Annotated in this window: 25 protein-coding genes; 18 read left to right on the forward strand and 7 right to left on the reverse strand. The window is 38.2% G+C overall.

Translation table 11 applies throughout. From position 1 onward, the window contains the following. Window positions 1-34: 34 nt before the first annotated feature. The 3 genes from AC4G3N_RS00095 to plsY form a co-directional block, all read right to left on the reverse strand. Entirely contained in the window at window positions 35-325 is a 291-nt protein-coding gene (locus AC4G3N_RS00095) for a HesB/YadR/YfhF family protein (protein ID WP_066103940.1), read from the reverse strand. Between the two features lie 334 nt (window positions 326-659). Beyond that, window positions 660-1,799, reverse strand: a complete 1,140-nt coding sequence (locus AC4G3N_RS00100; protein WP_491089506.1) for a CapA family protein — start codon at window positions 1,797-1,799, stop codon at window positions 660-662. Window positions 1,800-2,107: 308 nt separating this feature from the next. Beyond that, on the reverse strand, window positions 2,108-2,716 hold the full coding sequence (gene plsY / locus AC4G3N_RS00105) for a glycerol-3-phosphate 1-O-acyltransferase PlsY (RefSeq protein WP_066103936.1): 609 nt from the start codon (window positions 2,714-2,716) through the stop codon (window positions 2,108-2,110). 171 nt (window positions 2,717-2,887) lie between these two features. Here plsY and AC4G3N_RS00110 point away from each other — a divergent pair, with 171 nt between their 5' ends. The 4 genes from AC4G3N_RS00110 (at window position 2,888) to AC4G3N_RS00125 (ending at window position 8,935) form a co-directional block, all read left to right on the forward strand. Then, window positions 2,888-3,298, forward strand: coding sequence for a CoA-binding protein (locus tag AC4G3N_RS00110; RefSeq protein ID WP_066103933.1), 411 nt, complete (start codon window positions 2,888-2,890; stop codon window positions 3,296-3,298). Window positions 3,299-3,635: 337 nt separating this feature from the next. Further along, window positions 3,636-5,603: a DNA topoisomerase IV subunit B gene (gene parE / locus AC4G3N_RS00115; protein ID WP_373925479.1), complete on the forward strand. Its 1,968-nt coding sequence runs from the start codon at window positions 3,636-3,638 to the stop codon at window positions 5,601-5,603. Next, window positions 5,597-8,032 (forward strand): DNA topoisomerase IV subunit A, encoded by a 2,436-nt coding sequence (gene parC / locus AC4G3N_RS00120; protein ID WP_148629689.1) that lies wholly within the window; start codon window positions 5,597-5,599, stop codon window positions 8,030-8,032. Before parE ends, parC begins: the two co-directional genes overlap by 7 nt. 147 nt (window positions 8,033-8,179) lie before the next feature. Further along, window positions 8,180-8,935 (forward strand): YybI family spore inner coat protein, encoded by a 756-nt coding sequence (locus tag AC4G3N_RS00125; RefSeq protein WP_140461426.1) that lies wholly within the window; start codon window positions 8,180-8,182, stop codon window positions 8,933-8,935. Window positions 8,936-9,162: 227 nt separating this feature from the next. Here AC4G3N_RS00125 and AC4G3N_RS00130 read toward each other — a convergent pair whose 3' ends face one another. Continuing rightward, complete coding sequence (locus AC4G3N_RS00130) at window positions 9,163-9,582, reverse strand: F0F1 ATP synthase subunit C (protein WP_139891975.1); 420 nt, start codon at window positions 9,580-9,582, stop codon at window positions 9,163-9,165. A 460-nt stretch (window positions 9,583-10,042) separates the two neighbouring features. Between AC4G3N_RS00130 and AC4G3N_RS00135 the strand changes: the two genes are divergently transcribed. The 4 genes from AC4G3N_RS00135 to AC4G3N_RS00150 all read left to right on the forward strand — a co-directional run bounded on the left by AC4G3N_RS00135 (window position 10,043) and on the right by AC4G3N_RS00150 (window position 12,714). Beyond that, window positions 10,043-10,960, forward strand: coding sequence for a nucleoside hydrolase (locus tag AC4G3N_RS00135; protein WP_139891974.1), 918 nt, complete (start codon window positions 10,043-10,045; stop codon window positions 10,958-10,960). A gap of 168 nt (window positions 10,961-11,128) precedes the next feature. Beyond that, the gene (locus AC4G3N_RS00140; RefSeq protein ID WP_491089507.1) at window positions 11,129-11,578 is read left to right on the forward strand and encodes a staygreen family protein; all 450 of its coding nucleotides are present in this window, start codon (window positions 11,129-11,131) and stop codon (window positions 11,576-11,578) included. A gap of 81 nt (window positions 11,579-11,659) precedes the next feature. Continuing rightward, entirely contained in the window at window positions 11,660-12,220 is a 561-nt protein-coding gene (locus AC4G3N_RS00145) for a YcxB family protein (protein ID WP_491089508.1), read from the forward strand. Further along, window positions 12,217-12,714, forward strand: a complete 498-nt coding sequence (locus AC4G3N_RS00150) for a metallophosphoesterase family protein (protein ID WP_491089509.1) — start codon at window positions 12,217-12,219, stop codon at window positions 12,712-12,714. The genes AC4G3N_RS00145 and AC4G3N_RS00150 overlap by 4 nt, the downstream gene beginning before the upstream one ends. A gap of 49 nt (window positions 12,715-12,763) precedes the next feature. Here AC4G3N_RS00150 and AC4G3N_RS00155 read toward each other — a convergent pair whose 3' ends face one another. Beyond that, on the reverse strand, window positions 12,764-13,786 hold the full coding sequence (locus tag AC4G3N_RS00155; protein ID WP_066103916.1) for an HAAS signaling domain-containing protein: 1,023 nt from the start codon (window positions 13,784-13,786) through the stop codon (window positions 12,764-12,766). Beyond that, window positions 13,773-14,120 carry a PadR family transcriptional regulator gene (locus AC4G3N_RS00160; RefSeq protein WP_139891970.1) on the reverse strand — a complete coding sequence of 116 codons (348 nt, stop codon included), beginning with the start codon at window positions 14,118-14,120 and terminating at the stop codon, window positions 13,773-13,775. Before AC4G3N_RS00160 ends, AC4G3N_RS00155 begins: the two co-directional genes overlap by 14 nt. Window positions 14,121-14,526: 406 nt before the next feature. On the opposite strand from AC4G3N_RS00160, the gene AC4G3N_RS00165 reads away from it, so the two are divergent. The 7 genes from AC4G3N_RS00165 to AC4G3N_RS00195 all read left to right on the forward strand — a co-directional run bounded on the left by AC4G3N_RS00165 (window position 14,527) and on the right by AC4G3N_RS00195 (window position 20,658). Beyond that, a complete protein-coding gene (locus AC4G3N_RS00165; RefSeq protein WP_066104338.1) occupies window positions 14,527-15,078 on the forward strand; it encodes a site-specific integrase in 552 nt (183 codons plus the stop codon). A gap of 131 nt (window positions 15,079-15,209) precedes the next feature. Continuing rightward, window positions 15,210-15,710 carry a hypothetical protein gene (locus tag AC4G3N_RS00170; RefSeq protein WP_066103913.1) on the forward strand — a complete coding sequence of 167 codons (501 nt, stop codon included), beginning with the start codon at window positions 15,210-15,212 and terminating at the stop codon, window positions 15,708-15,710. A 303-nt stretch (window positions 15,711-16,013) separates the two neighbouring features. Beyond that, entirely contained in the window at window positions 16,014-16,292 is a 279-nt protein-coding gene (locus AC4G3N_RS00175; RefSeq protein ID WP_491089510.1) for a hypothetical protein, read from the forward strand. 39 nt (window positions 16,293-16,331) lie between these two features. Further along, on the forward strand, window positions 16,332-16,610 hold the full coding sequence (locus AC4G3N_RS00180) for an alpha-amylase family glycosyl hydrolase (protein WP_148629692.1): 279 nt from the start codon (window positions 16,332-16,334) through the stop codon (window positions 16,608-16,610). Between the two features lie 442 nt (window positions 16,611-17,052). Beyond that, the gene (locus AC4G3N_RS00185) at window positions 17,053-18,366 is read left to right on the forward strand and encodes a sugar ABC transporter substrate-binding protein (RefSeq protein ID WP_077248024.1); all 1,314 of its coding nucleotides are present in this window, start codon (window positions 17,053-17,055) and stop codon (window positions 18,364-18,366) included. Window positions 18,367-18,631: 265 nt separating this feature from the next. Then, a complete protein-coding gene (locus AC4G3N_RS00190) occupies window positions 18,632-19,753 on the forward strand; it encodes a carbohydrate ABC transporter permease (protein WP_491089511.1) in 1,122 nt (373 codons plus the stop codon). After that, window positions 19,750-20,658: a sugar ABC transporter permease gene (locus AC4G3N_RS00195; protein ID WP_066103904.1), complete on the forward strand. Its 909-nt coding sequence runs from the start codon at window positions 19,750-19,752 to the stop codon at window positions 20,656-20,658. Before AC4G3N_RS00190 ends, AC4G3N_RS00195 begins: the two co-directional genes overlap by 4 nt. Before the next feature lie 158 nt (window positions 20,659-20,816). On the opposite strand, the gene AC4G3N_RS00200 is transcribed toward AC4G3N_RS00195, so the two are convergent. After that, window positions 20,817-21,809 (reverse strand): aldo/keto reductase, encoded by a 993-nt coding sequence (locus AC4G3N_RS00200; protein ID WP_491089512.1) that lies wholly within the window; start codon window positions 21,807-21,809, stop codon window positions 20,817-20,819. Window positions 21,810-22,384: 575 nt separating this feature from the next. Here AC4G3N_RS00200 and AC4G3N_RS00205 point away from each other — a divergent pair. The 3 genes from AC4G3N_RS00205 to AC4G3N_RS00215 all read left to right on the forward strand — a co-directional run bounded on the left by AC4G3N_RS00205 (window position 22,385) and on the right by AC4G3N_RS00215 (window position 25,231). Beyond that, window positions 22,385-23,245 (forward strand): Cof-type HAD-IIB family hydrolase, encoded by an 861-nt coding sequence (locus tag AC4G3N_RS00205; RefSeq protein WP_066103900.1) that lies wholly within the window; start codon window positions 22,385-22,387, stop codon window positions 23,243-23,245. Between the two features lie 188 nt (window positions 23,246-23,433). Then, window positions 23,434-24,345, forward strand: a complete 912-nt coding sequence (murQ, locus tag AC4G3N_RS00210) for an N-acetylmuramic acid 6-phosphate etherase (RefSeq protein WP_491089513.1) — start codon at window positions 23,434-23,436, stop codon at window positions 24,343-24,345. Between the two features lie 25 nt (window positions 24,346-24,370). After that, entirely contained in the window at window positions 24,371-25,231 is an 861-nt protein-coding gene (locus AC4G3N_RS00215; RefSeq protein ID WP_139891964.1) for a MurR/RpiR family transcriptional regulator, read from the forward strand. The last annotated feature ends 12 nt before the right edge of the window (window positions 25,232-25,243 follow it).

The raw sequence follows: 25,243 nt of genomic DNA on the forward strand, positions 1-25,243 counted from the left end.
CCCTGTGTCAGTGGTACACAGGGGATTTCTGTTCTTATTTGCTATAGGAGAACGTGGGCTCAGCCTTCTGTTCGTCAAAGGTTATATTGAGGTTATTTCCGTCAAAATACCATATATCATCCTCATTAATAAAATAGGTGATTCCATCCTTTAATAAGGTAACAGTGGCTTGTTTTCCTTCCTCTTTGCTGATTCCCAAAGAAAAGCCTGATTGTATAGGGCTATAGCCTCCATAACGGGGAAAGAACCGAAGGCAGTCGCCTTTTTCAAGTTCCAATTCTGCTTTATACCATGCAGCTGATTGCTCATCGATTGTAATTTCCATGTTTGAATCCTCCTGATATGTTTATTGGCAGATAAAGGTGAGCTATCTAACTACTGAATACTACCATTATGACATAATTTTAATAAGATAACGATTGGTAACACTCAGTAAACAAAAGGATGTATCACTAGAGTGGTTTAAACTGTTTCAATTCCCACTTTTTATTCGGTGGAAAATTCATCTCTGATAAAGACTCAGTTGCTGTTAGATTATTATTATAATACTCTATAGCCCTTATCCATCTCTTTTAATCTTTTTCTCTCCTAAACTTGAAAAAGAAAAACTGTCCCAATGCAAATTAAGCAAATTTGGAACAGCTCGTTAGTTTAAATTCTTATTTTATGGATGGATGGCTAAGCATAAAATCAGTCAATTTTTCTTTATCGATCTTTTCCTGTCCAAATACATCTTCACTTCCAAACGTATTTATTCTGTAGTCACGGTCGTTTTGATTAGTTACATAGGTTGGAGAGAAGTTTACGTTAGTTACTTCGGTCTCAGTTCCCTTAGCTGACCATTCTTTACGAACGCTAATGGTAACCATACCGCCAATATCTTTATAGTTATTTTTTTGGGCGGAGATGAAGTTTCCTAATGAATAGACAACTAATGTTTTTTTCTGATTGGATTCTATCCATTCAATTGGTTGGAGGACATGCGGATGATGCCCAATAATAATATCTGCACCTGCATTAGACATTAATTTTGCCATTTTTCTTTGTTCATCAGATGGGTTTCTTTGATATTCCAGTCCCCAATGAGCATTAATGAGTATAAGATCCACTTTATCACGTAAATCCTTGATATCTTGCGAGACTTTTTTACCATCTAAGTAATTGACTAAATAATCTTTTCCATCCGGAATAGGAATCCCATTCGTTCCATATGTGTAAGAGAGAAAGCCGATGTTAATACCATTTACGTTCATGATGCGGTCTTGTTTGGCATCCTCTTCATTCTTATGAATTCCTACGTAAGGCATATCAATTTTATTGTAATACTCGATTGCACGCAGAATACCTTTTTCACCTTTATCGAGGGAATGGTTATTTGCTAAGGTTACGAGGTCTATTCCAACGTCTTTTAAGGTGTCCGATATTTCATAAGGTGAATTAAATGTCGGATACCCCGATAACCCCAAGTCACTTCCGGCTGCAATAGATTCCTGGTTGGCAATCGTAAAATCTGGGTTGCTTAGCATGTCTTTTACATGTGCGAACATATCTGAGAAATCATAACCAGAACCAGTATCTGCATCTTCATATACCTTATCATGCAAAAGTATATCTCCGATGGCTCCAATTTCAGCAGTAGAATGGTAGTTACGTTCAGATAAGAAAACTTCCCTGTTATGGGTTAAAGCTACGTTTTTTTCTTCATAATTATTGAAAATCTCCTGAGTGTTTAGATATATAAGTATACCTATAGCTGCGGTAATGATTAAAAATGATAGGAGGGCTATTTTTTTCTTCATTCTTCACCTGCTTAGTAAATTTTTCTAAATATGAGTACATATTTTTAATATATTCCTACATGTATATTGACACTTTTTAGATTAAAATGCAAAATAAGGTATTTTTCTGGTTTCATATGACTGATAATTTTATACTAAATTATCCGATCGTTTAATCCTATTAGGTAATCAGTCGATAGAGGTCGAGCTTTGTTGTTTGAATATGAGATGAGGTTTTCGGAGGAGAATATTGCTTTTGTATTCTGTTTAGCAAAAATAAAAAAGACTGTTTTTGGACCACTAATCGTGATTCCAAAAACAGTCTTATATCATCGTTTAAACAAATTAACCTTAGGTTCTGTTTTATTAATAATACGTTTGATATTAGCGCGATGGCGATAGAAGATAAATCCTGCCAGGAAGATAATTAGGATTAACATGGAAGGATCTCCGCTAAACATGGCATAAATAAGTGCCACAACTGCAATCAACATAGAAGATAAGGACACGATTTTAGTTAGGTATAAGAATACAAAAAAGCATGCAACTAGAATCACAAATAAAAGTGGATCGTATCCGAGCAAAATACCTCCGGATGTAGCTACAGCTTTACCGCCTCTGAATCCGGCAAATATAGGGTACATATGGCCGATAACTGCCAATAAGCCGCATATCAACGGAATAGCAATCCAACTTGGCCATTGATCAGCTTGTATATTAAATATGTATGGCAATAAGGTGGCCAAAGTACCTTTTAAGATATCTATAGTTGTAACGATAATTCCGGCTTTTTTCCCAAGTGTCCGGAATGTATTGGTTCCTCCTAAGTTTCCGCTGCCATGCTCACGTATATCAGTGTTATAAAAAACTTTTCCTATAATTAAGCCTGAAGGTATTGAACCTAGCAAATAGGCCAATATAAACAAAAAATATAACATATAAACAGTTCCTTTCTTACACTACTGGTTAATATATTTTAACATGTACCTGCAAAAAGAAAATAAAAAAATTATTTTTATTAACTTCCCTATTCTGAGCTGACCGTTTATTCTATAATAGCCTATGGGTATACATAAGGATAAATTTTATTATTGAAAGGGGCTATATTCATGATAGAAAATCCAAGCAGAGATGAAATTGGTCTCCTCTTAAAAAAAGCGAAACGAATAGCTGTCGTTGGTCTTTCTGATAATCCGGAACGGACATCTTACATGGTATCTAAGGCCATGCAGGATAATGGATATGAAATTATCCCGGTCAATCCTTCAGTGGATAGTGTTTTGGGTGTAAAGGCGGTTGCGACATTGAAGGATATTGAAGGGCATGTAGATATTGTCAATGTTTTTCGCCGATCTGAATATGTAATGGATCTGGCTAAGGAATTTTTGGAAATCGATGCCGATATATTTTGGACACAGCTGGGAGTTATTGATGAAGAGGCCTTCCAAATGCTAAAGGACAAGGATTACACCGTCATTATGGACCGTTGCATAAAAGTGGAGCATGCATTAACTAAATAATAAAAAATGGCCACCAATTGCTCGTAAATAGCTCATTGGTGGTTTTATAATGTTGTAGGTAATAAAAACTAATAGTTGTAAAAACACCGAAGATGATACCATAATTAAGATACAGGGACTTATTTTATTTGTTTTTTACAGGGACTGGAAGCCGGGATGTCTCGTATACATAACCTTTATCTAAACTTTATTTGCGAAACGAAAAATAATCTGTAAAAATAGAGCAATAGAGCTTTAGTGTGCTGTTTATACTATCAAGAACATTTGTTCTTGTTTAAGAATATGTATATAATAGAAGTTGTAACGTAAAGAGAGGGGTACATAAGTGGCAAAAAATATAAAACCTATTGACTATAACGAAGATGCCATCCAGGTACTTGAAGGATTAGAAGCTGTCCGTAAACGACCGGGAATGTATATCGGAAGCACAGACACACGAGGCCTGCATCATCTCGTTTATGAAATCGTTGATAACTCCGTGGACGAAGTATTGGCCGGACATGGGGACGAAATTATTGTAAAAATTCATAAAGATAATAGCATCAGTGTAATGGATAAAGGTAGAGGGATGCCTACTGGAATGCATAAAATGGGTAAACCGACTCCGGAGGTTATTCTAACCATCCTTCATGCAGGAGGAAAATTTGGTCAGGGTGGCTATAAGACGAGCGGTGGTTTACATGGGGTTGGTGCATCGGTCGTAAATGCTTTATCAGAATGGCTTGTTGTTACCATTAAGCGTGATGGTTTTATTTATGAACAGCGTTTTGAAAATGGCGGAAAACCTGTAACGACTTTAGAGAAAATTGGTAAAACCAACCAAACTGGAACAACCATTCATTTTAAACCGGATGAGAGTATTTTCTCTACCATTGTTTACAATCGTGAAACCTTAAGTGAACGCTTACGCGAATCTGCCTTTTTATTAAAAGGTTTAAAAATTGAATTACATGACTTACGTACGGATGAAAAAGATGTTTATTATTATGAGAATGGGATTGAGGCATTTGTTTCTTACCTAAATGAAGAAAAAGATACATTGCATCCTGTTGTAAGCTTTGAGGGGACTCATTCTGATATTGAGGTTGATTTTGCTTTTCAATTTAATGATGGATATTCGGAAAATATTTTATCATTCGTCAATAATGTCAGAACAAAAGATGGCGGAACTCATGAAGTAGGAATGAAAACTGCTGTTACACGTGCCTTTAATGAGTATGCACGTAAATCCGGTTTGCTGAAAGAAAAGGACAAAAACCTGGATGGTTCAGATATCCGCGAAGGATTGGCTGCTATCATTTCTGTAAGAATTCCAGAAGAATTATTACAATTTGAAGGACAGACAAAAAGTAAACTTGGTACCAGTGATGCCCGTTCTGCGGTAGATTCTGTTATATCTGAAAAATTATCTTATTATTTAATGGAAAATGCCGATATTGCGACATCCTTGGTCCGTAAGTCGATTAAAGCGGCTCAGGCCAGAGAAGCAGCCCGAAAAGCAAGAGAAGATGCACGCAGCGGTAAAAAACGCAAGAAATCGGAAGCGTTGCTTTCAGGAAAACTTACACCGGCGCAGTCCCGCAATCCATTGAAGAATGAACTATACCTCGTCGAAGGAGATTCTGCCGGAGGGTCTGCCAAACAAGGGCGTGATCGAAGGTTCCAGGCTGTTTTGCCTTTACGCGGTAAAGTTATTAATACAGAAAAAGCTAAGCTTGAAGATATTTTTAAAAATGAAGAAATAAACACAATTATTCATGCTGTCGGTGGTGGAGTAGGATCCGATTTCTCCATCGAGGATATCAATTATGATAAAGTCGTCATTATGACCGATGCTGATACGGATGGCGCCCATATCCAAGTATTATTGCTTACCTTCTTTTATCGTTATATGAAACCATTAATTGAACATGGTAAAGTATTCATCGCCTTACCTCCTTTATATAAAGTTAGTAAAGGAAGCGGTAAAAGAGAAGTTATAGAATATGCTTGGGATGATGATGAATTAGAAGGTACCATTAAAAAGGTTGGAAAAGGATACATGCTTCAGCGATACAAAGGTCTTGGAGAGATGAACGCAGACCAGCTATGGGAGACGACTATGGATCCAGAACAACGTACCTTGATCCGTGTATGCATTGATGATGCGGCACGGGCAGAGAGACGGATTACCACATTAATGGGTGATAAAGTAGAACCAAGGCGTAAGTGGATTGAAGCCAATGTTGCTTTTGGTTTAGAAGAAGATGGAAATATTTTAGAGAATGAGAACTTAACGGTTGCTGGTGAGGAGGAAGTATTATGACAGCAGAGAAATACCGCGATCTCCCTCTTGAGGATGTGATTGGCGACCGCTTCGGCCGATACAGTAAATATATTATTCAAGACAGGGCATTACCGGACGCACGAGATGGATTAAAGCCGGTTCAACGAAGAATCCTTTATGCCATGCATTCGGATGGTAATACCAATGACAAACCATATAGAAAGTCAGCCAAGACAGTCGGTCTGGTCATCGGTAACTTCCATCCTCACGGTGACTCATCCGTTTATGAAGCCATGGTCAGAATGAGCCAGGACTGGAAGCTTCGCCGTGAATTAATTCAGATGCATGGGAATAACGGAAGTATTGATGGGGATCCTCCGGCAGCCATGCGTTATACGGAGGCACGTTTATCCTCTATTGCAGGCCAGCTTTTACGAGATATCGAGAAGAAAACAGTCGATTTTGTACCAAACTTTGATGATACAGCTGAAGAGCCGATTGTGCTGCCGGCTAAATTTCCAAATTTGCTTGTAAATGGTTCAACTGGAATCTCAGCTGGTTACGCCACTGAGATTCCGCCACATAATCTTGGAGAGATTGTTGATGCTACCATCATGAGAATCGATAATCCGGATTGTACAGTTGATGAGCTAATGACTGCTGTAAAAGGACCTGATTTCCCTACAGGTGGAATCATTCAAGGGGCAGATGGAATTAAAAAGGCGTACGAAACAGGTAAAGGCAAAATTGTCATTCGAAGTAAAACGGCGATTGAAACTTTACGCGGTGGCAGACAGCAAATTACGATAACTGAGCTTCCCTTTGATGTAAACAAAGCTAATCTTGTTAAAAAAATTGATGAATTGCGCCTTGATCGTAAACTTGAGGGTATCTCTGAAGTAAGAGATGAGACCGACCGTACAGGTTTACGGATTGTCATTGAGTTAAAAAAAGAAGTAGACTCTAATGTTATTCTTCAATATTTATTTAAAAATACAGATTTGCAAATTACATATAATTTCAATATGGTTGCCATTCATAAGAAACGTCCGCAGCTTATGGGCATAAAAGCAATGCTGGATGCCTATATTGATCATCGCCGTGAAGTGATAACAAGGCGCTCTGAATTTGATTTGGCAAAAGCTCGTGATCGTCAGCATATTGTTGAGGGACTTATCAAAATGATTTCCATTCTTGATAAAGTAATCGCAACAATCCGTGCGTCTCTCGATAAAAAAGATGCAAAAGAAAACCTAATAAAGGAATATACATTTACAGAGGCACAAGCAGAAGCGATTGTTTCCCTTCAGCTCTACCGATTAACGAATACGGATATTACGGCATTGGAAAACGAAGCTGAAGAACTACGTAAAAAAATTGAAGAGCTGACAACTATCCTTGGCAGTGACAAGAAGTTAATGGCAGTTATTAAAAAAGAACTAAAAGAAGTTAAAAAGGATTTTTCAGATTCACGTAGATCTCTAATAGAAGCTGAAATTCAAGACATTAAGATTAATCTTGAAGTTCTGATTCCAAGCGAAGATGTTATTGTTACGGTCACAAAAGAAGGGTATATAAAACGGACAAGCTTACGATCTTATACTGCTTCAGGCGGCCAGGATTATGGAATGAAGGAAGGAGATAGGCTCCTTCATAAGCTGGATATGAATACAACCGATACCTTGTTGTTGTTTACAGATAAAGGTAGTTATATTTACTGTCCGGTTCACTTACTTCCTGATATCAGATGGAAGGATACTGGTCAGCATATCAGTAATATCGTACCGCTTGATAAGAATCAGAATCTATTAAAGGCTATTCCAGTTTCTGATTTTGAAAAAGGATCGTTTTTATTATTTGTTACGAAAAATGGATTAGTTAAGAAGTCTGAACTTGCACTATATAAGGCAACGAGATATTCAAAACCTTTAACAGCTATTAATCTTAAGGGAGATGATCAGGTTGTGGATATCCATCAAACAGATGGAAATCAAAACATCTTCCTGGCTACTTCTATTGGGTATGGATTGATGTTCCCTGAAAGTGAAATTCCAACTGTGGGAGCACGTGCTGCCGGTGTTAAAGGCATAAATCTCAAGGACGATGATTATATAGTTGCAGGGAAAGTTTTTGCTGAAACTGATTCATCTATGATAGCGTTGATCACACAGAGGGGCGCTATTAAGAAAATGAAACGAAGCGAGTTTGAAATGACTTCCCGTGCAAAACGAGGAGTTGTTATGTTGAGAGAGTTGAAGAAAAACCCACATCGAGTAGCAGGAATAGAATTTGTAAACGATGTTGATACTATTGTGATTTTGTCGGAAAAAGGCATGATAGAAGAAGTTGCATCCTTCCAATTACGACCTAGTGATCGCTATTCAAATGGTTCGTTCTTTATGGATGAAGGCGAAAATGGACCAATCGTTGAAACATGGGTTAAGACTCCCGAAGTATCAAATTCATAGCTTCAATGTATTTCTATCCAAAAAGCTGTAAACAGGATCATCTGTTTACGGCTTTTTTTCTTTGATTTTCATCAGTTATATGCATAATTAAGTTAAATTCCAGGCAATCTATAATGAATAATCCTATACCTGGGAGTTGATGAGTATATGATGAAATGGATTAATCATTTTATAATTTTTTCGATAGTTGGGTGTTTGCTTCTGCCAGTATCCATAGATGCTGCAAAAAAAGATGCAAAAAGCCAGGAAGTTGAACTTGGTTCTTATAAAGTGGATGTGACAGGAGACGGGAAGAAGGATCAAGTATATTTATATGGTAATCCTTTTGATCAGGAGACAAAGTATTACAAGGAATTCAAGTTGGTAGTAAAAACAAAAAAGGGAACTAAAAAGGAAACGATTCAAGGAGGGTTTAAGCCTGCCGTTAAGTTTCTCGATCTTAATGACGACAGTACATTGGAAGTTCTGATGGAGATTCCAACAGGGGGTAGCGGAGGAGTTAATGATTATTATGCCTTTTGCATCTATAATAATAAAATTGAACTGATTGAGCTCCCCGAAACATTAAATATCAACGGAGCATTCAAAAATAATTATCAAGCCACTGTGATGGTTCCAGAAATGAATAAATCCTACTTAATTGATTTAAAAGATCATAAAAAGAAGTATGATAAACTCGGGGTTTATCGAAAAGGGAAATTAAGTGAACCATCTGAAACATTAGTAAGTGAATACAAATCCTTAAAGGTAAAAGACATTGATAAAGATGGTCATAAGGAATTGATAGGCATTCAGCAAATTTCCGGCGCATCCGTGGTTGATCGAATCGCTGAGGTTCGATCAAGCTGGGTATATAAAGAAGAACAATGGGTGCTAAAGGATGTTCAAGTGGTGCCAAATTAAAACCTTATCCCACGATCTACGATTTCCTTTTGAATTTAATGAGTGAGCGTGTTTAACAGGATTTATGTTTAAATGAAAAAAGTCTCCTAGTCGGTAGGATTACGTATCCTTTTCGACTAAGGAGGCTCTTTTTATTGCGGAAATTGCTGATATAAATTAAATTGCCCTTTTATACCGCTGACAACCAGTTTTAGGATATCTTCTGAGAACATCTCCAGCTTGCATATTTATGAATTCATGACAGTAAAACAAGCTACAACAGCTATGGTAGGTATGGCTAATACTAAAGTGACACCCATCATGGTGAGAGTCTTTATTGCTAATTTCAAGTCCCCTGGGGTATTCAAATCATTCGTTATTTCAGAGGATGTACCATAGATGAAGATAATATTAAGAATTGTAACTGCACCTACTATGATAAGGGGTAAAATAACATCAGAAGTTGAAGAGGATAGGTTAATAAAGCCAAAAATGATTAAAATAATGGGAATTGCCTCTACAACAGCTACTTTGATGAACATCTTAGTTTGAATGTTTTCTTTTCTTTCTGGCTCATTGACCAATTCCTTGATTGCTGTTCGAACAGCCCAGCTAATGCCAAATGTTGCGATAACAGCAGCTAAAACAAAATAATAAAGAGCTTCCATCAGTAGTACCACCTCAATCAATTATTTTTAAAATAGTCCTATATTAAAAAATCATTCTATTAATAGAATATCACTATTGGATATATTTGTAATGCGATAATCGTTATAGCGAAACAAAATTATTACCTAGCTATTATTTTATATAATGTATTACAATCTAGATCAAAAGTAATTAAAATAGTATATAGATGTAAATCTAAGTAAAAATAGTCAATGATATCACAGTATATGATTAGAATGAGGGGATTTATTAACTGGAAGATTAACTATTTATTAATGATACATATTCAACTCTACGATAAAAATAGTATGATAAACCACTTTCTCGTTTAATTTCGTGTGATATTTTGAAAAAGAGATTTTTTCGTTTAATAAATATCAGATGGTCAACTCATGGCATTACATGCAGCTATCATCATACTGGGAAAAAGTATACTTCAGGAGAAGAGGAGAGAACATAATGAAATCGGTTATCTTAGACGTAGATACAGGAATAGATGACGCATTGGCTATAGCTTATGCCGTTCATTCACCGGAATTAGATATAATAGGTATCACTGCGTGTTTCGGCAATATTCCTGTTGAAGAAGCAGTAAGAAACTCGCAAATCGTTCTAGAAAAATTGGGTCGTTTTGATATCCCGGTGTATGCCGGTGCGTATGAATCTCTTAGGCGTGGACCGCGAAAAGTATATGCTCGTCATGTACATGGTGAGGATGGTCTTGGAAATGTACTTAATGGAGAGAAGCCCAGTGAAATACCAGAGGTCCATGCAGTTGATTATCTGATTGAGCAGGTGAAAAACAACCCTGGTAAAATTACTTATATCTGTGTAGGACCGCTGACAAATCTTGCGCTTGCCCTCCAAAAAGCGCCTGAGATAACTGCTATGTTTGATGAAATCATCATCATGGGAGGAGCGGTTTTCTGTAAAGGAAATGTAACGCCGCATGCAGAAGCAAATATTCATTGTGATCCTGAAGCAGCTGACCTTGTTTTCCGCTCTAATCTACCGCTTTTCCTTGTAGGACTTGATGTAACCATGCAAACCCTGCTTAAGAAGGAGGAACTAGCAAACTGGCGGAAGAAGGAAGATGAACTCGGTTCCTTTTTGGCAGACATGACAGAGTTTTATATGGACTTTTATAAGAAGGCCACTCCTGGCATCAAAGGTTGTGCCCTGCACGATCCACTGGCTGTTGGAGTAGCAATTGACAAGAGCTTCGTCACACTGAAGACAGAACCCATCTCGGTGGAGCTCGAAGGAGAAAGGGTAGGGGAAACCTGTCCCAGTGGAAACGAAAGGCCGCTTGTTCATGTATGTGTAGAAGTGGACGAAAAACGTTTTGTAGAACATTTTTTAAATAGAATTATTTGATGTTATATAAGTGGGTAAAGAGCTATATGACTGTGAAGGTAAACATCTGGTTTTAACATACCAGTTTACGAGTAAGGAGAAAAATAGCGATCTATTTCATTTGCACCATTTTTAGGCTGATGTCATAGAATGGTAAAAAATCTTCTTATTTAAAGGAGTGTTTCAGATATGTCCTTCCAGACAGAACAATTGAGTGTGACCTATATTCCGCCGATAACCCCTTCAGGTCCTTTAGAGGGTAGAAAATATACGTTGACACATTCTGACTTAACCGGACAGTTGTTTTTGAGCATTGGCTGTGAGATTGATGCACTGAACATCAACTGGGAGATGCGGGATGAAGTTGTAGCTGATTGGCGCATGTTAAACGGACAATTTGTCTTAACAGCTTACATTCATATTAGTAAAGGTGAATTTGATGAACAAAAGGCCCAATCACGTTATGATCATTTTGTAAAGATGATGCCTGTAGCCTTACATGCAATTATACATGGTGATCAAACGCTGTTTGCTTACTATCCATGGTTGCTCGATAGCCCCATTTATGTTCAGTTTTCTTCTATTTATCCGGAATACAATAAGATTGAGTATTATGGGACGGTCCGACATTATCAATGATAATGTCGGCTGTCTTTTTTGTTTGCTGTAATTACCTGTTACAATGAAGTTGAAATGAAATAGAAGATGTGAGGGAGTAAAATGCAATTAACATATGATCTTAAGCTGACTGATGTAACCAATTTTTATCTCCACATGAACAAACAATCTGAAATAAGCAATCGGAGAATGAGAAATAGACAACTAAGATTATTTTTGATCACTTTATTTATTTCACTAATCCTGCAATTGCTATATTTTCGACCTACTACACCTATTTACTATTTGATCAGCTTATTCATTGCACTCTTACCGGTACTTTTTTATTCATTCTATTTAGAGAGAATAATCAGAAGGAAGTTTAGAAAATTTCATAAAAATAGCAGGGAGCCTAATCTATTTGGTACATACCGCTTATCCATCGGAAAAGGCGGATTAACAGAGATGATTGATGGTGGGTATGAGGTACTCTATGAATGGAAAGATATTAAACAAATCGAAATGCTGAAAAATTATATTTATATATATACGAATGCCATTCATGCTGTTATTATTCCGGTAAGGGTGTTCGGTACATTAGACGACTGTACCTTTTTTCTGAATGAATTGAAGAGATATATAAAGGAATCAACAAAGCAAAATATCGAGGTGAATCGTCGATGAAAATCATTGTGATATCAGATACCCATATGCCCAGAATGGCAAAAGGACTTCCACCGCGTTTAAAGGAAGAATTGAAAACAGCTGATCTTATTTTACATGCTGGTGATTGGCAAATGAAGGATGTATACGATGAACTGCTATCCTATGCACCCGTTGATGGTGTTTGTGGCAATGTCGATGGAAAGGATTTGATTGACCAACTTGGATATCAAAAAATTCTCACATTAGATGGATATCGAATTGGTTTGGTACATGGGCACGGTAAGAAAGGAACTACAGAGGGAAGAGCAATTGAAGCATTTAGCGGAGAGGAACTGGATCTAATTATTTTTGGACATTCTCATATCCCTGTTAATAAAGACATAAATGGGACAATTCTATTTAACCCGGGTTCTCCGACAGATAAAAGACGCCAAACTGAATACTCATTTGGGATTATTCGGATTGAAAAGAGTTTATCGGTTGAGCATGTGTTTTATAAAAATAAGAGATAAGTGTAAAAACAAGAAGGATGCAGCTTTATCAAGCCTGCATCCCTCTTGTTTACTTTTTCTTTTTTTGCTGATTTTTAGTAGTTTTATAGGCTTTATAAAATGCAAAACTGCAATCATACACAGATATTAAAATAACAACTGCTAATGTGATGGCTATAATACCTGATGGTAATGTTCCATTTGTAGATTTTTCAAATAATAAATTGAAGCGTTCGATAAAATCGCTATTGTATAAAGTAGTGTCATACAGCATTTTATAAAGGATTGCTATAACAAATGCGCTTTGGACTGTATAAAATATAGCGATATGGTAGGTCCATTTACCCATCATGTATTTCAATCCCGCTAAACTTATTTCTAACACTGCCAAGGCAATTAAAAGGGGGATATACGTTTTCAGAACTTCTTGGTTAAACAAGGAGGCTTGCAAAACAAGCTCGCCATTAACGGTCTCATACCAGCCTAATAGATATTCAGAAAATAATAGAATTAGGATCCATATAATTGTCCAAATGAGTCCAAAGATTGCTTCCCCTTTGGATATTTGATACTTATGCTTTTGAACAGTCCGCCTCTGCAATTGGTCAGTGTTCCATTTTGGCTTTACAAGGGGGATGCTATTTGTTTTATTTGCAATTTTATCTATAAATATAAATGTAATGGTGACCCAGGTAAATACCTGAAATGCTGCCTGGAGGATTCCTATGATAGAATCTGTAAACATGTCAATTAGAAATGATACAACGGAGGAATAACTGGTATAATCCGTAATCCCGCTGACTATATGACCCAATAAAACCAAGCCCGCCATCAAACCAAAAGCTATTAGTAAGACCCGAATATAACTATCATAAAAAATCGGCCCTATAATATATCGGTTATTTCCGCTATAATCGGCAGCAAGAATTCTGGGGTCACCCAAGCTATTCAAAACGTTCTTTACATCATTTTCAGTATAGTTATGTGGCAGCATATCCTCAATATTCCCTTTGAGTTCCAGCGCAATCTCCTCTTTTGACTCTTCTGGTAGCCACTTTGTAACTTCATAAATATATATATCAATTAAACTCATCACATTCATCCTCTCTTAACAATTGTACCATCTGATTAGACGTTTCAGACCATGCTTCCTTTAATTTTTCATAAATCTGTTTGCCATTGTGGCTCAATTGGTAGTATTTTCTCTGTCGATTTCCATTTAACTTCCAATCGCTAACCAGTAAACCTTGCTTTTCTAATCTTCTCAATAAAGGATAAAGTGTGCTGGGATCAATAGTAACATTTTTTTCTTCAAGGGATTGAACGAGTGAGTATCCATATTCGGGTTTTTGTAATTGACTTAAAACTGCCAGAGTAAGTGTACCTCTTCGCAATTCGATAATGAGAGATTGTATGAGTTCATCCAAAACACCTTCACCTCCTAATTCTATAATAGTGTATGGCATACAGTATTGTTAAGCAAATAATATCCAAAAATTGTTACAAGAAGAGTCAAAAAACGACCTTCATAATTGGGTTTTAAGGTCCTCTTTTTTAATTCCTAAGGTGTTTGTATTCTAAACGTTTTTTGTCGAATGTAGGCGATTTATAGCCTTTTTGGGAAATGTGTAGAATTATGATGGATTTTACCATTAATAATTAAAAAATTCCGAATGTAACAAAGGACTTGAATTGATACATTCGAAAACTGATTAAATCAAGGTTTACAGAAGGTGTGGAATTGAAAAAATCTTGTGTTTGAATGGCCTCTTCACGTACAATAAGAGATGGGAAGAAGGGGGACTGGCAAAAGTGGTTACAGCAACAAAACGAATTAAAAATGTACAGCCTATTCGCCGGCTTGATCAAATAGAGGCCATGAAAAAAGCATTATTACGCTATTGCAGTTATCGGGATTATATAATGTTTACAATTGGGATCAATATTGGGCTGAGGATAGGGGATTTATTGCAGCTACGGGTAAAGGATGTATTGGATGGAACGCATATTGTCATTATTGAACAGAAGACGGAAAAAACGAAAAGGTTTCTGATTAATCCGCACTTGCGAAAAGAAATTAAAAAATACGTCAAGAAAGAAAAACTTTCAAAGGACGATTATTTATTTCCAAGCCGTAAAGGAAATGGACCAATTACGAGGGTTCAGGCTTACCGTGTGTTAAATAAAGCAGCCGAAATGGCAGATATTCAGGATGTAGGGACACATACTCTACGTAAGACATTTGGTTATTTACACTACCAAAAATTCAAAGACATTGCATTGCTGCAGCAAATTTTAAACCATTCCAACCAAAAAGATACGATGATTTACATAGGATTGACACAGGATTTAATGGATGAAACTTTAATGGATTTCTACTTTTAACCAATTATTTACGAACCAACCACCTCTAGAATGGTTGGTTTATTTGTACAGTTAAGCCAAACCTGTCATAATTAAAAGGCATAAAATCCCAATAATAGGATGACAAATACTTTTGATAGGCGGGAGAACGAATGACTAAAAAACAAGATAAGAAAAAATCAAAGTGGCTATCTCTTTTAATATTAATAGTAGGTATATTAGCAGCTGGAGTGATTGGTCTTACTGTCTATTATCATTTGAATGATCCATCTAAAGAAGCAATGGATCAATTAAAGAAAAACCCTCCAAAAAATATATCGAATCAAGAAAGTGTGTTAATTGCTGAATATCACGCTAAATACAATGATTTAACAGGCTATGGCAGTATTGAAGAATTAGATATGTCAGAAGCCAAGAGTTTATCAGCCATACTTGAAAAAGATACGAATGAAATCATTAGCCAGGGGATAGAAAATAAAAAGGTATCGGAAGATTTTAAACAAATCCACGCAATTGCCAAGGCGACCAAAAATAAAGCAGACAAAGAACAGATTCGATTAATACATCGTTATTTTCATGATCTAGATATTGCGATTAATCAGTATAATGATACGAAGGATGTATTTGGGGTGACTAAGACTCTCGGTAAGTAAGTCTCGTGATTTAATGTAGATATTGTAATAGACAGAGAAGAAAATAAATTTTTGATTAAACGCTTAACTTATACAGTAGACATTTTAAAGATAATAAGGATAGACAGGCATAGATAATTGCTTGTCTATCCTTTTGTTTACTGACTTCTAACTGCATAAATAAAGTTCCTGATACTCAAGCGATGAAAATTTCGTCAAAAAACGTTGTGAATTCTCAACATTCTTAAACTATGGATATACGATATGGTAAAATGAAAAATTGTTAAAAAAATAGTTTTCTGATATCCATGTTTCCTTCATATAATGAATGGGAGCGGGGTTTCTTGGGTATTACGGGAAGAGACGTTTGCCCGCTTTGCCATCATGACGGTTGGGGGAAGACAATGGGGGTGTTTGGCGGAAGTAGACAAATGGGTAGGAGAAAAAGAGGATATTTCAATATCATTTTTCTGCTCGAACACCTGGGGTTATGGAATCGAGGGGATGGGGGGAGGACTGAATATGCCTTTGAAGCAGACTCTGCAAATGGTAAAAGGGACTGTAGGATCCCGGGTCGAATGCTTTGCTTTCGGAAAATCATGACCAGCCGAGAAGCTTCAGCACCTGGGTAAATGACGAGTCATGGCGCAGAGAAAGTGCCCAAGCACTCAGCACCTTGTTTTTGGAACCACGTTTATTTATGACGGGCAGGAAATCAGCATGACAAATATCCACTTCGCGACCATTGAGCAGTACAACGGTGTGGGCATGAAAAATTTACACAATATTGAAATATGGCAAGGGCGATTTATACGAGGAGATCATGCAGATCATTGGAAAAATGGAAGAGACAATTCTCGAACATTAGTACAATGGGATGATACTCATCAAGCGGGAATTACAACGAATAAATCTGCTTAGTTTGACATCAATCCCAACTACTCTCATGCTAATGTGTTCAATCAGAAAAAGGATACGCAAAGTATTTTCACGTACTACAAACAGATGATTCAACTCCGAAAAACCAACCTCTTATTTGTGTTTAGAACTATGACATATCCACCACGTACCACAACTGTGAATTTATACCTATGCCGAACCTTCGGGGACGAGCAGGCGGCGAGTCTGGTCTAATTGGCTCTCCAAGAATGTACCATTGTGATACAGGAAGAACTGAATGTACCCGTTAATGGTTATTTTTGAAAGCGTTTTCTCGAGGTGCCGCTGGATTAACTTTTGTTCGTATGAGGAAATGGTCTATCAGAAACGAAAGTAAAAAAAAGTGTGTATCGCAAAAGCACTTACAGCTTCTGTTTCATTAATTTTATACATGGTACAAAAATTCCCACATAGGAGGTTTCACATGATCAAGAAAAGAATAGTTGGTATATTGGCATCCGCCACCCTATTGGCAGGAATATTGGCGGGATGTTCGGAAGATGAGACGAAAAAAGCAACCACTGAAACAAAACCCAAGGAAACCACAAAAGAAACACTCAAACCTGAAGATGGAGCAACCCTGATTATTTGGGACAACGGAGCGGACGAGGGCGCGTGGGCGACCTATGTCGCAGAGCAATTCACGAAAAAATACAATGTGCCTGTTGAAGTACAAGAAGTGGGACACACAGACGCAGCAGGAAAATTGGAAACAGATGGGCCAGCTGGCTTAGGTGCCGATGTTTTCAACTCCGCCCATGATCATTTAGGAAAATTGGTGAAAGCAGGTTTGGTATATGACAACTATTATGCCGATGACTATCAAGACATGTTCTTGGAAGCAGCGGTAAACGGGACAAGTTTTGTGGATAAAGATGGAAAAAAGAAAATGTTCGGCTATCCCATCTCCATTGAAACATATGCCTTGTACTACAATAAAGACATCGTAAAAGAGGCACCAAAAACATGGGATGACTTGTTCAAAACAGCTAAAGAATTCCAAGCAACGAGCAAAGGAAAAAATCAGAAATATGGTTTTATGATGGAACCAGGTAACTTTTATTACACACATGCTTTCCTATCTGGTTATGGCGGTTATGTATTTGGAAAAGAAGACACCGATCCAACGGATCTTGGTGTCAACAATGAAGGAGCCATCAAATCGGCGGAATTTATGAAAAAAATCAACAAAGAATTGTTACCGATGAAAAAAGAAGACATTACAGGTGATGTGATTTCCTCTTTCTTCAATGAAAGTAAATTAGCCTACCGAATTTCAGGTCCATGGGATGTTAAAAACCATCAAGATGCTGGTGTGAACTTTGGAATAGCTCCACTTCCAACATTGGATAACGGCGAAACGCCAAAATCCTATTCAGGCATCAAAGCGTACTATGTAAACAGTTATTCCAAATATCCCAAAGCAGCAACTCTTTTAGCTCAAATGGCTTCCAGTGAAGAAATGCTCTTAAAAAGATACGAAATGACAGGCCAATTGCCACCAGCGACTTCGCTCCTTGAAAACGAAACCATCAAAAAAGATGAAGTGTCCATGGCTTTCTTGGAACAGGCGAAAAATGCTGTGCCGATGCCAAATATCCCTGAAATGCAAGCTGTATGGGGACCAATGGAAACGGCTTACACATCCATCTGGAATGATGGAACCGACTCGAAAAAAACGTTTGACGCAGCCAAAGAACAAATTGAAGATGCAGTGGCCACTCAGAATAAAAAATAAAGAGTTCATCTATCAAAAGAGCCGATATCCAGGTAGTGAGATATTGGTTCTTTTTTCTAAGAAGTGAAAAGGAGGTTAAAAACAAATGAAAACACATGCCAAGAAAAGCTTGATCTTTTCTTTGCTGTTTATGGGACTTGGGCAATTGTACAATCGACAGTACATCAAAGGGATCTTATTTATCTGTATGGAGCTATACCTTGTAGTGTTTTGGACATTACCGTTTCGAAATGGTATGTGGGGGTTAGCCACATTAGGGGAAACGGTGCAGACCCGTGTGGGATTTGATATTCAGCAAGGGGATCACAGCATCTTCTTGTTAATCGAAGGTATCATCTTTTTAATTTGTGGCTTGTTCTTTGTATGGATGTATTATTTGAATGTGAAGGATGCTTGGAAAGTCGGACAATGGCGAGATCAAGGGGGAAAACCAAACTCATTCAAAGAAACCCTCCGTGTCTTAATAGATAAAGGATTTCCTTACTTTTTGCTCACACCATCCATTGTATTCACGGCCTTTTTAACCATCTTGCCTTTGATTTTTGGAATTGCAATCGCTTTCACAAACTATTCAGGACCGAACCACTTGCCGCCTGCTTCTCTAGTGGACTGGGTGGGATTTCAAACCTTTGTGGACTTATTTAACTTGAAAACCTGGAACCGAACGTTCATCGGCGTCTTCGGATGGACGATTCTTTGGGCAATTTCAGCCACGGTTACCACGTTCTTTGTCGGAATCTTATTTGCGGTTCTCTTGAATTCAAAGGGAATCAAATTCCGGAAATTTTGGAGAAGCATTTATATCTTGCCATGGGCGATTCCTTCGTTTGTCAGCATTTTGATCATGAGGAACCTATTCAACGGGGAATTTGGACCTATTAACCAATATTTAGAAGTCATTGGACTATCCAGTATCCCGTGGCTTAGCGACCCGATGTGGGCGAAATTCGCGCTTATCATGGTGAATGTCTGGTTTGGATTTCCGTTCTGGATGGTCTTGATGAGCGGCGTCATGACGAGCATAGATCGTGAATTATATGAGGCGGCGCAGGTGGATGGGGCAAACGGGAAGCAACAGTTCTGGAAAATCACCATGCCGATTGTCATGTTCTCTACCGCCCCCTTACTTATCATGCAGTTTGCTGGGAATTTTAATAACTTTAACCTGATTTATCTCATGACGAATGGAGGACCTGTGAATGTGGATTACAGTTATGCAGGCTCCACAGATATTTTAATCAGCTGGATTTACAAACTGACCCTCGACCAAAGCCAATTTAATATGGCAAGCGTTGTGAGCATCCTGATCTTCATTGTTATTGCCATCATTTCGGTTTGGAACTTCAGACGAACGAAAGCATTCAACGAGGAGGACATGATGTCATGAAACAAAAAACACGTGAACGAATTTCATTCGTGTGGAAACATTTTCTGCTTCTCGTGGTGGCCATCTTCGTGCTTTATCCAGTTGTATGGATTCTCATGGGAAGTTTGAATCCTGGGGATTCCCTATTCAGTGCACAGCTTCTTCCTGGGATGGAATGGGGTCTCTTTTGGGAAGGGGTTCGGAGTTTTGATTTCGCTCAAATTGCCCAGTCCGTAAAAGGAATCCGTTTATCCTTAGATCATTTTGTCTATTTGATTCAGAAAACCGAGTATGTGACATGGTATAAAAACACCTTAAAAATAGCACTATGGAACATGGTCATTTCGACCTTTTTAGTGGTCACAGCTGCCTATGCGTTTAGTCGATTCCGCTTTCCAGGCCGGAAAGAAGGATTGATGGCTATGTTGATTCTGCAAATGTTTCCCGGATTTATGGGGATGATTGCTATCTATATCCTGCTTTTACAAATGGGATTATTGGACAATCACTGGGGACTCATATTGGTTTATGCAGGCGGATCCATTCCGTTTAACGCCTGGCTTGTGAAAGGATACTTCGATTCCATGCCTCGCAGTTTGGAGGAAGCTGCGAAAATTGACGGAGCAGGTCATTTCACTATTTTCTTTAAAGTGATGATGCCATTGAGCGTTCCAATTCTCGTCTTCGTAGCGGTTTCGAACTTCATCGGTCCGTGGATGGACTTTATCTTTGCTCGACTGGTTTTACGATCCAATGAAAATAAAACCTTAGCGATTGGGTTGTTTGAGATGGTGACGGGACGAGGAAACACCGAATTTACGACATTCGCGGCTGGAGCAGTGCTTGTTGCACTGCCTATCACGATTCTCTTTATGGCGTTCCAAAAATACATGGTAGAAGGGTTGAAGGCTGGGGCGAATAAATAAGCCCCAAGCCCCCTTACGATGGCAGGTATTTAGAGAGCAAAAATTGTTCGGCATTTAGTAGAATCACGAAAGAACATGATGCCGTAATATTGGTTGGCCATTGATTATTCAATAAGTTTATTCCGAATTGAATTCAGAAACTAAACTGGTTTGTTCAGTTATGCTAAAGAAATGTTATCAATCTGCTGTAACTCTTCTTCTGTGAATGTGATATTTTTTAAAGCTCCAATGTTATCAAGAATCTGGCTAGGTTTGGAAGCTCCTATGAGAACACTGGTCACAATTCCATCTCGCAAAATCCAGCTTATCGCCATCTCTGCAAGTGTCTGCCCTCGCTCCTCAGCTATCTCATTGAGTTTTTTAATTTGAGTTAATCGGTCTTCGGATAAGGTAGAAGCATTTAAAAATCGTCCATCCGTCTTTATTCTACTGTCGTCCGGAATTCCATGTAAATATCGATTGGTTAACATTCCCTGTTCCAAAGGACTAAACGCAATAATACCTTTTTTTAACTTTTTAGATGTATCTTTCAAATCATTTTGTTCAATTGTTCGATCAAAAATTGAATACCTATTCTGATTTATAATAAATGGGCAATGTAATTCTTGTAAAATTTCAGTCGCCTTTTCTAACGTTTTTCCATCGTAGTTTGAGAGACCTACATATAATACCTTGCCACTTCTAACGATTTGGGCTAGCGCATTCATCGTTTCTTCCAATGGTGTGTGGGGATCCATTCGATGATGGTAAAAAATATCAACATATTCTAATCCCATTCTCTTTAAGCTTTGGTCGAGGCTTGCAATAAGATATTTTCGGCTTCCCCAGTTTCCATATGGACCATCCCACATATCATATCCTGCTTTAGTACTGATGATAAGTTCATCACGATATGCTGCAAAGTTTTCTTTCATAATAAGTCCTAGATTTTTTTCAGCACTCCCAGGTTCTGGTCCATAGTTATTTGCTAAATCAAAGTGAGTAATTCCATTATCAAAAGCGGTAAAACAGAGTTGTTTCATATTTTCATATGAAGCTATATCGCCGAAATTGTGCCAGAATCCTAATGAAATAGCTGGTAATTGAAGTCCACTGTCACCACAGTGGAAATATGTCATAGATTTATAACGTTGTCTTGATGCCTGATACATGTTTTCCCTCCTATATTAAATACTCTTACTTTACTCAGCGTAGCCTTCAAGTAGACTTGAAGTCAAGCGTAGTATTTTGTTTTTTAAGAGTAATTTAAACATTCTAAATTTATATGGAGGAAGGGGAGTCTATCCCAGAATGGAAGAATGATCGGGATAAACTATTTGATGTGTAGATGGTATTTCTTCTATCTTCTCTATAAGAGAATCTCTCTGTTTTAGAGGTGTTAGAAAATCTCCTAAAATACTCCTTTGTAAGATAGATTAACATTGTCTTTTCTTGTTCACAGTTCTTCATTTAGCTTTTCAGCATGCTTGATTTTCGGTTTGTATTTTTGCCAAGCCAGTTCCTTTGCAACAAGGTGAAAATTATCCTCTGTAATTAGCCAGATTTATAATCGGTAATCCCGCTATCTAAGAGGTACGATATACATTGCTATCTAGTTTAACGAATAATAAATAGGTACACAGGTGTTATTCTCCTATTATGAGGGATTGGAAATGTGAATCTTTTGTGTGGTTGCCGGTAAAATATGATAATGTGCATGTATATAGGGACCTGGGAGGGATAGTAGATGGAGTATAAATTATTGGCTGTTGATTTAGATGGAACTTTGTTGAATGCGGAGATGGATATTGACAAAGAAACGATAGAGGCCCTGCATGATTTTAAATCAAGGGGAGGAAAGGTAATCATCTGCAGCGGAAGAACGCCTTTGGCGACTAGGTGGATTGCGGAGGCTATCCGTTTATCCGATCCAATCATTGCCTACAACGGAGCTGTTATACAAGGGCGGGACGGGAAGATTATTCAGCAATCTACCTTTAAAAAAGAAAGTCTGTTGGCCTTTATAGATGCGTGCCAAAGCTATGGGGTATATGGGCATTTGTATGAGGGTGACTGTTTACTAGTTCCAGAGAAAAATAAGTGGAATGAAAAATGGATTGAGAATAATATCCTGCCTTTACAAGGAACCGGTGCAGAAATGGGAGGATGTGAACGATTCCGGGCTCAGTGCGAAATCAGGCTGTTTCATTCTTTCGATGAATATGTGAAAGAAAACGAACCTGCCATTCAAAAGCTGGCTGCTTTTCGGAAGGAACAAGGAGACTATGAAGGATTTATGGATCGGCTATTCAACATGGAAAATCATTTTGAAGTGAGCAGCAGCTTCGGTTTCACAAGCCTTGAAATTACTCCACCAAAGACTACTAAGGCTTCTGCTTTGGAATATTTGGCAAAAAGGCTTGGCTTGGATATGTCTGAGGTGGCTGCGATCGGTGACAACTTTAACGATAGACAAATGCTGCTTTCAGCGGGACTTGGCATAGCTATGGGAAATGCGCCGGAGGAAGTTAAGGAAGCAGCTGATGCTGTGACCGAGCCTAATGACCGAATGGGAGTAGCGCATGCAATCAAAAAATATATAATGTAAAAAGGTTTTTTTAGCATATCCTATGTAGTTCTGCATATGAGAATATGCTTCTTTTTTTGGATTAGAATGAAATAAAATTTTAAATATTCAATAAAATTATTGAATATCAATTTCAGTTGGAGTATATTGGAAGTGTTGGGTTACTAGTAAATGGTAATCGCAAAAGGAGCTACCTGGAGGTCTTACTAATGAAAGAAAATCTTAATCTATTAACCACGGAATCACGCAATGATCGAAGTATGCAGATAGACACTTCCAGTCCGATGGAAATTCTGCGAATTATGAATGAGGAAGACCAAAAAGTAGCCGCTGCAGTTCAAGAGGTTTTACCAGATGTTGAAATAGCCGTTCACTTTGCTGTTTCATCTTTCCAAAATGGAGGGCGCCTTATCTATATGGGAGCCGGGACTAGCGGAAGGCTTGGTGTACTCGATGCTGTTGAATGCCCGCCGACATTCAGTACCAAGCCAGAGATGGTACTGGGTATTATCGCCGGCGGAGAAAGCGCATTCATAAAGGCGGTTGAAGGAGCGGAGGATAGGCCGGAGGATGGCGAGAAGGATTTAAAAGACATCACCCTTACTGAGAATGATACGGTTATCGGTATTGCTGCAAGCGGCCGGACACCATATGTTATTGGTGCACTTCGTTACGCACGGTCGGTAGGAGCCAAAACAGTGGCACTGTCGTGTAATAAACAGGCTAGAATCAGTGAAGAAGCAGATCATACCATCGAGGTGGTCGTAGGTCCGGAAGTGCTTACGGGATCTACTAGACTGAAATCTGCAACCGCTCACAAAATGATTCTAAACATGATTTCAACCTCTTCAATGGTTTTGCTCGGCAAAGCGTATGAAAACTTAATGATTGATGTCCATGTCAGCAACGAGAAGCTCAAAGAAAGAGCTATCGGCATTATTAGCAAAATCACAGGAGTAAGCTATGAAACAGCGAGACAAACATTAGAGGATGCTGATCATCAAGTAAAGGTCGCCTTAGTCATGCTTAAAAAGGATATTAAGAAAGAAGAAGCGGCTCTGATTCTGGAGCAATCTGGAGGGTATGTCCGAAAAGCCATTGAAGCCGAGCTCTCAGATTGATTTAAACACAAGTAGGTGATGATAAGTGGTTTCCGGAGTATTGAAAATGGTAGTAAACAGGGTAGAACACTTGCCTGCATCTGAACGGAAAATTGCTGAATATATACTGGAAAATCCGTATGAGGTTGTCAATTGTAAAGTCAATGAATTGGCAGAAAAGACGAGTTCAAGCGGGGCAGCGGTCATCAGGCTATGCAAGTCACTGGGGCTGAATGGCTTCCAGGATTTGAAGGTCCGTATTGCCGGTGATCTCGGCAGACCGGAGGAACCGGGATACAGAGACATTGAACGGGATGAAACCGCCGAGATGATCGTCCAAAAGACTTTGAATAATAGTATACAAAGTTTGCGTGATTCCTCTGAAGTAATCAACTACGAAGAACTAAAAAAAGCGGTCGATGTGCTGTTGAAAGCGAAAAATGTCCATTTCTTTGGAATCGGGGCATCATCAATCATCGCCGTGGATGCGCAGCAAAAACTGCTTCGGATCAATAAAAGCGCAACAGCATTTTCGGATGCGCATCTTGTAGCAACATTGATTGCTAACGCCGAGCCTGATGACGTGGTATTCACCATTTCGTTTTCTGGTGAAACAATCGAGGTCATCGAAGTTACAAGACTCGCAAAGGAACAAGGTATCCAAACAATCAGTTTGACTAAATATGGGCCCTCATCGGTTGCAGCATTAGCCGATATTAATTTATATACATCCTATTCGAAGGAAGCTCCGTTCCGGAGTGCGGCCACTTCTTCAAGGTTAGCTCAGCTGTTCATGATTGATATTTTGTTTTTGAGCATGGCGACAGAGCAATATGAAGAAACGGTCAGAGCCATCGATAAGACGAGAGAGGCTATAAGATTTATGAAAGGCAAAACATACAAATAATCAGTTTTTGGG

The sequence above is a fragment of the Bacillus sp. z50 genome (genome assembly GCF_058313585.1).

What these genes read in the sequence shown, in the direction of transcription:
- AC4G3N_RS00170 (WP_066103913.1), top strand. Translation starts at nt 15,210, where the DNA reads ATGACTAAAAAACAAGATAAGAAAAAATCAAAGTGGCTATCTCTTTTA.
- AC4G3N_RS00150 (WP_491089509.1), top strand. Translation starts at nt 12,217, where the DNA reads ATGAAAATCATTGTGATATCAGATACCCATATGCCCAGAATGGCAAAA.
- AC4G3N_RS00195 (WP_066103904.1), top strand. Translation starts at nt 19,750, where the DNA reads ATGAAACAAAAAACACGTGAACGAATTTCATTCGTGTGGAAACATTTT.
- AC4G3N_RS00155 (WP_066103916.1), bottom strand. Translation starts at nt 13,786, where the DNA reads ATGAGTTTAATTGATATATATATTTATGAAGTTACAAAGTGGCTACCA.
- AC4G3N_RS00130 (WP_139891975.1), bottom strand. Translation starts at nt 9,582, where the DNA reads ATGGAAGCTCTTTATTATTTTGTTTTAGCTGCTGTTATCGCAACATTT.
- AC4G3N_RS00095 (WP_066103940.1), bottom strand. Translation starts at nt 325, where the DNA reads ATGGAAATTACAATCGATGAGCAATCAGCTGCATGGTATAAAGCAGAA.
- AC4G3N_RS00175 (WP_491089510.1), top strand. Translation starts at nt 16,014, where the DNA reads ATGAATGGGAGCGGGGTTTCTTGGGTATTACGGGAAGAGACGTTTGCC.
- AC4G3N_RS00185 (WP_077248024.1), top strand. Translation starts at nt 17,053, where the DNA reads ATGATCAAGAAAAGAATAGTTGGTATATTGGCATCCGCCACCCTATTG.
- AC4G3N_RS00140 (WP_491089507.1), top strand. Translation starts at nt 11,129, where the DNA reads ATGTCCTTCCAGACAGAACAATTGAGTGTGACCTATATTCCGCCGATA.
- AC4G3N_RS00110 (WP_066103933.1), top strand. Translation starts at nt 2,888, where the DNA reads ATGATAGAAAATCCAAGCAGAGATGAAATTGGTCTCCTCTTAAAAAAA.
- AC4G3N_RS00200 (WP_491089512.1), bottom strand. Translation starts at nt 21,809, where the DNA reads ATGTATCAGGCATCAAGACAACGTTATAAATCTATGACATATTTCCAC.
- plsY (WP_066103936.1), bottom strand. Translation starts at nt 2,716, where the DNA reads ATGTTATATTTTTTGTTTATATTGGCCTATTTGCTAGGTTCAATACCT.
- AC4G3N_RS00180 (WP_148629692.1), top strand. Translation starts at nt 16,332, where the DNA reads ATGGCGCAGAGAAAGTGCCCAAGCACTCAGCACCTTGTTTTTGGAACC.
- AC4G3N_RS00135 (WP_139891974.1), top strand. Translation starts at nt 10,043, where the DNA reads ATGAAATCGGTTATCTTAGACGTAGATACAGGAATAGATGACGCATTG.
- AC4G3N_RS00145 (WP_491089508.1), top strand. Translation starts at nt 11,660, where the DNA reads ATGCAATTAACATATGATCTTAAGCTGACTGATGTAACCAATTTTTAT.
- AC4G3N_RS00205 (WP_066103900.1), top strand. Translation starts at nt 22,385, where the DNA reads ATGGAGTATAAATTATTGGCTGTTGATTTAGATGGAACTTTGTTGAAT.
- murQ (WP_491089513.1), top strand. Translation starts at nt 23,434, where the DNA reads ATGAAAGAAAATCTTAATCTATTAACCACGGAATCACGCAATGATCGA.
- AC4G3N_RS00100 (WP_491089506.1), bottom strand. Translation starts at nt 1,799, where the DNA reads ATGAAGAAAAAAATAGCCCTCCTATCATTTTTAATCATTACCGCAGCT.
- AC4G3N_RS00125 (WP_140461426.1), top strand. Translation starts at nt 8,180, where the DNA reads ATGATGAAATGGATTAATCATTTTATAATTTTTTCGATAGTTGGGTGT.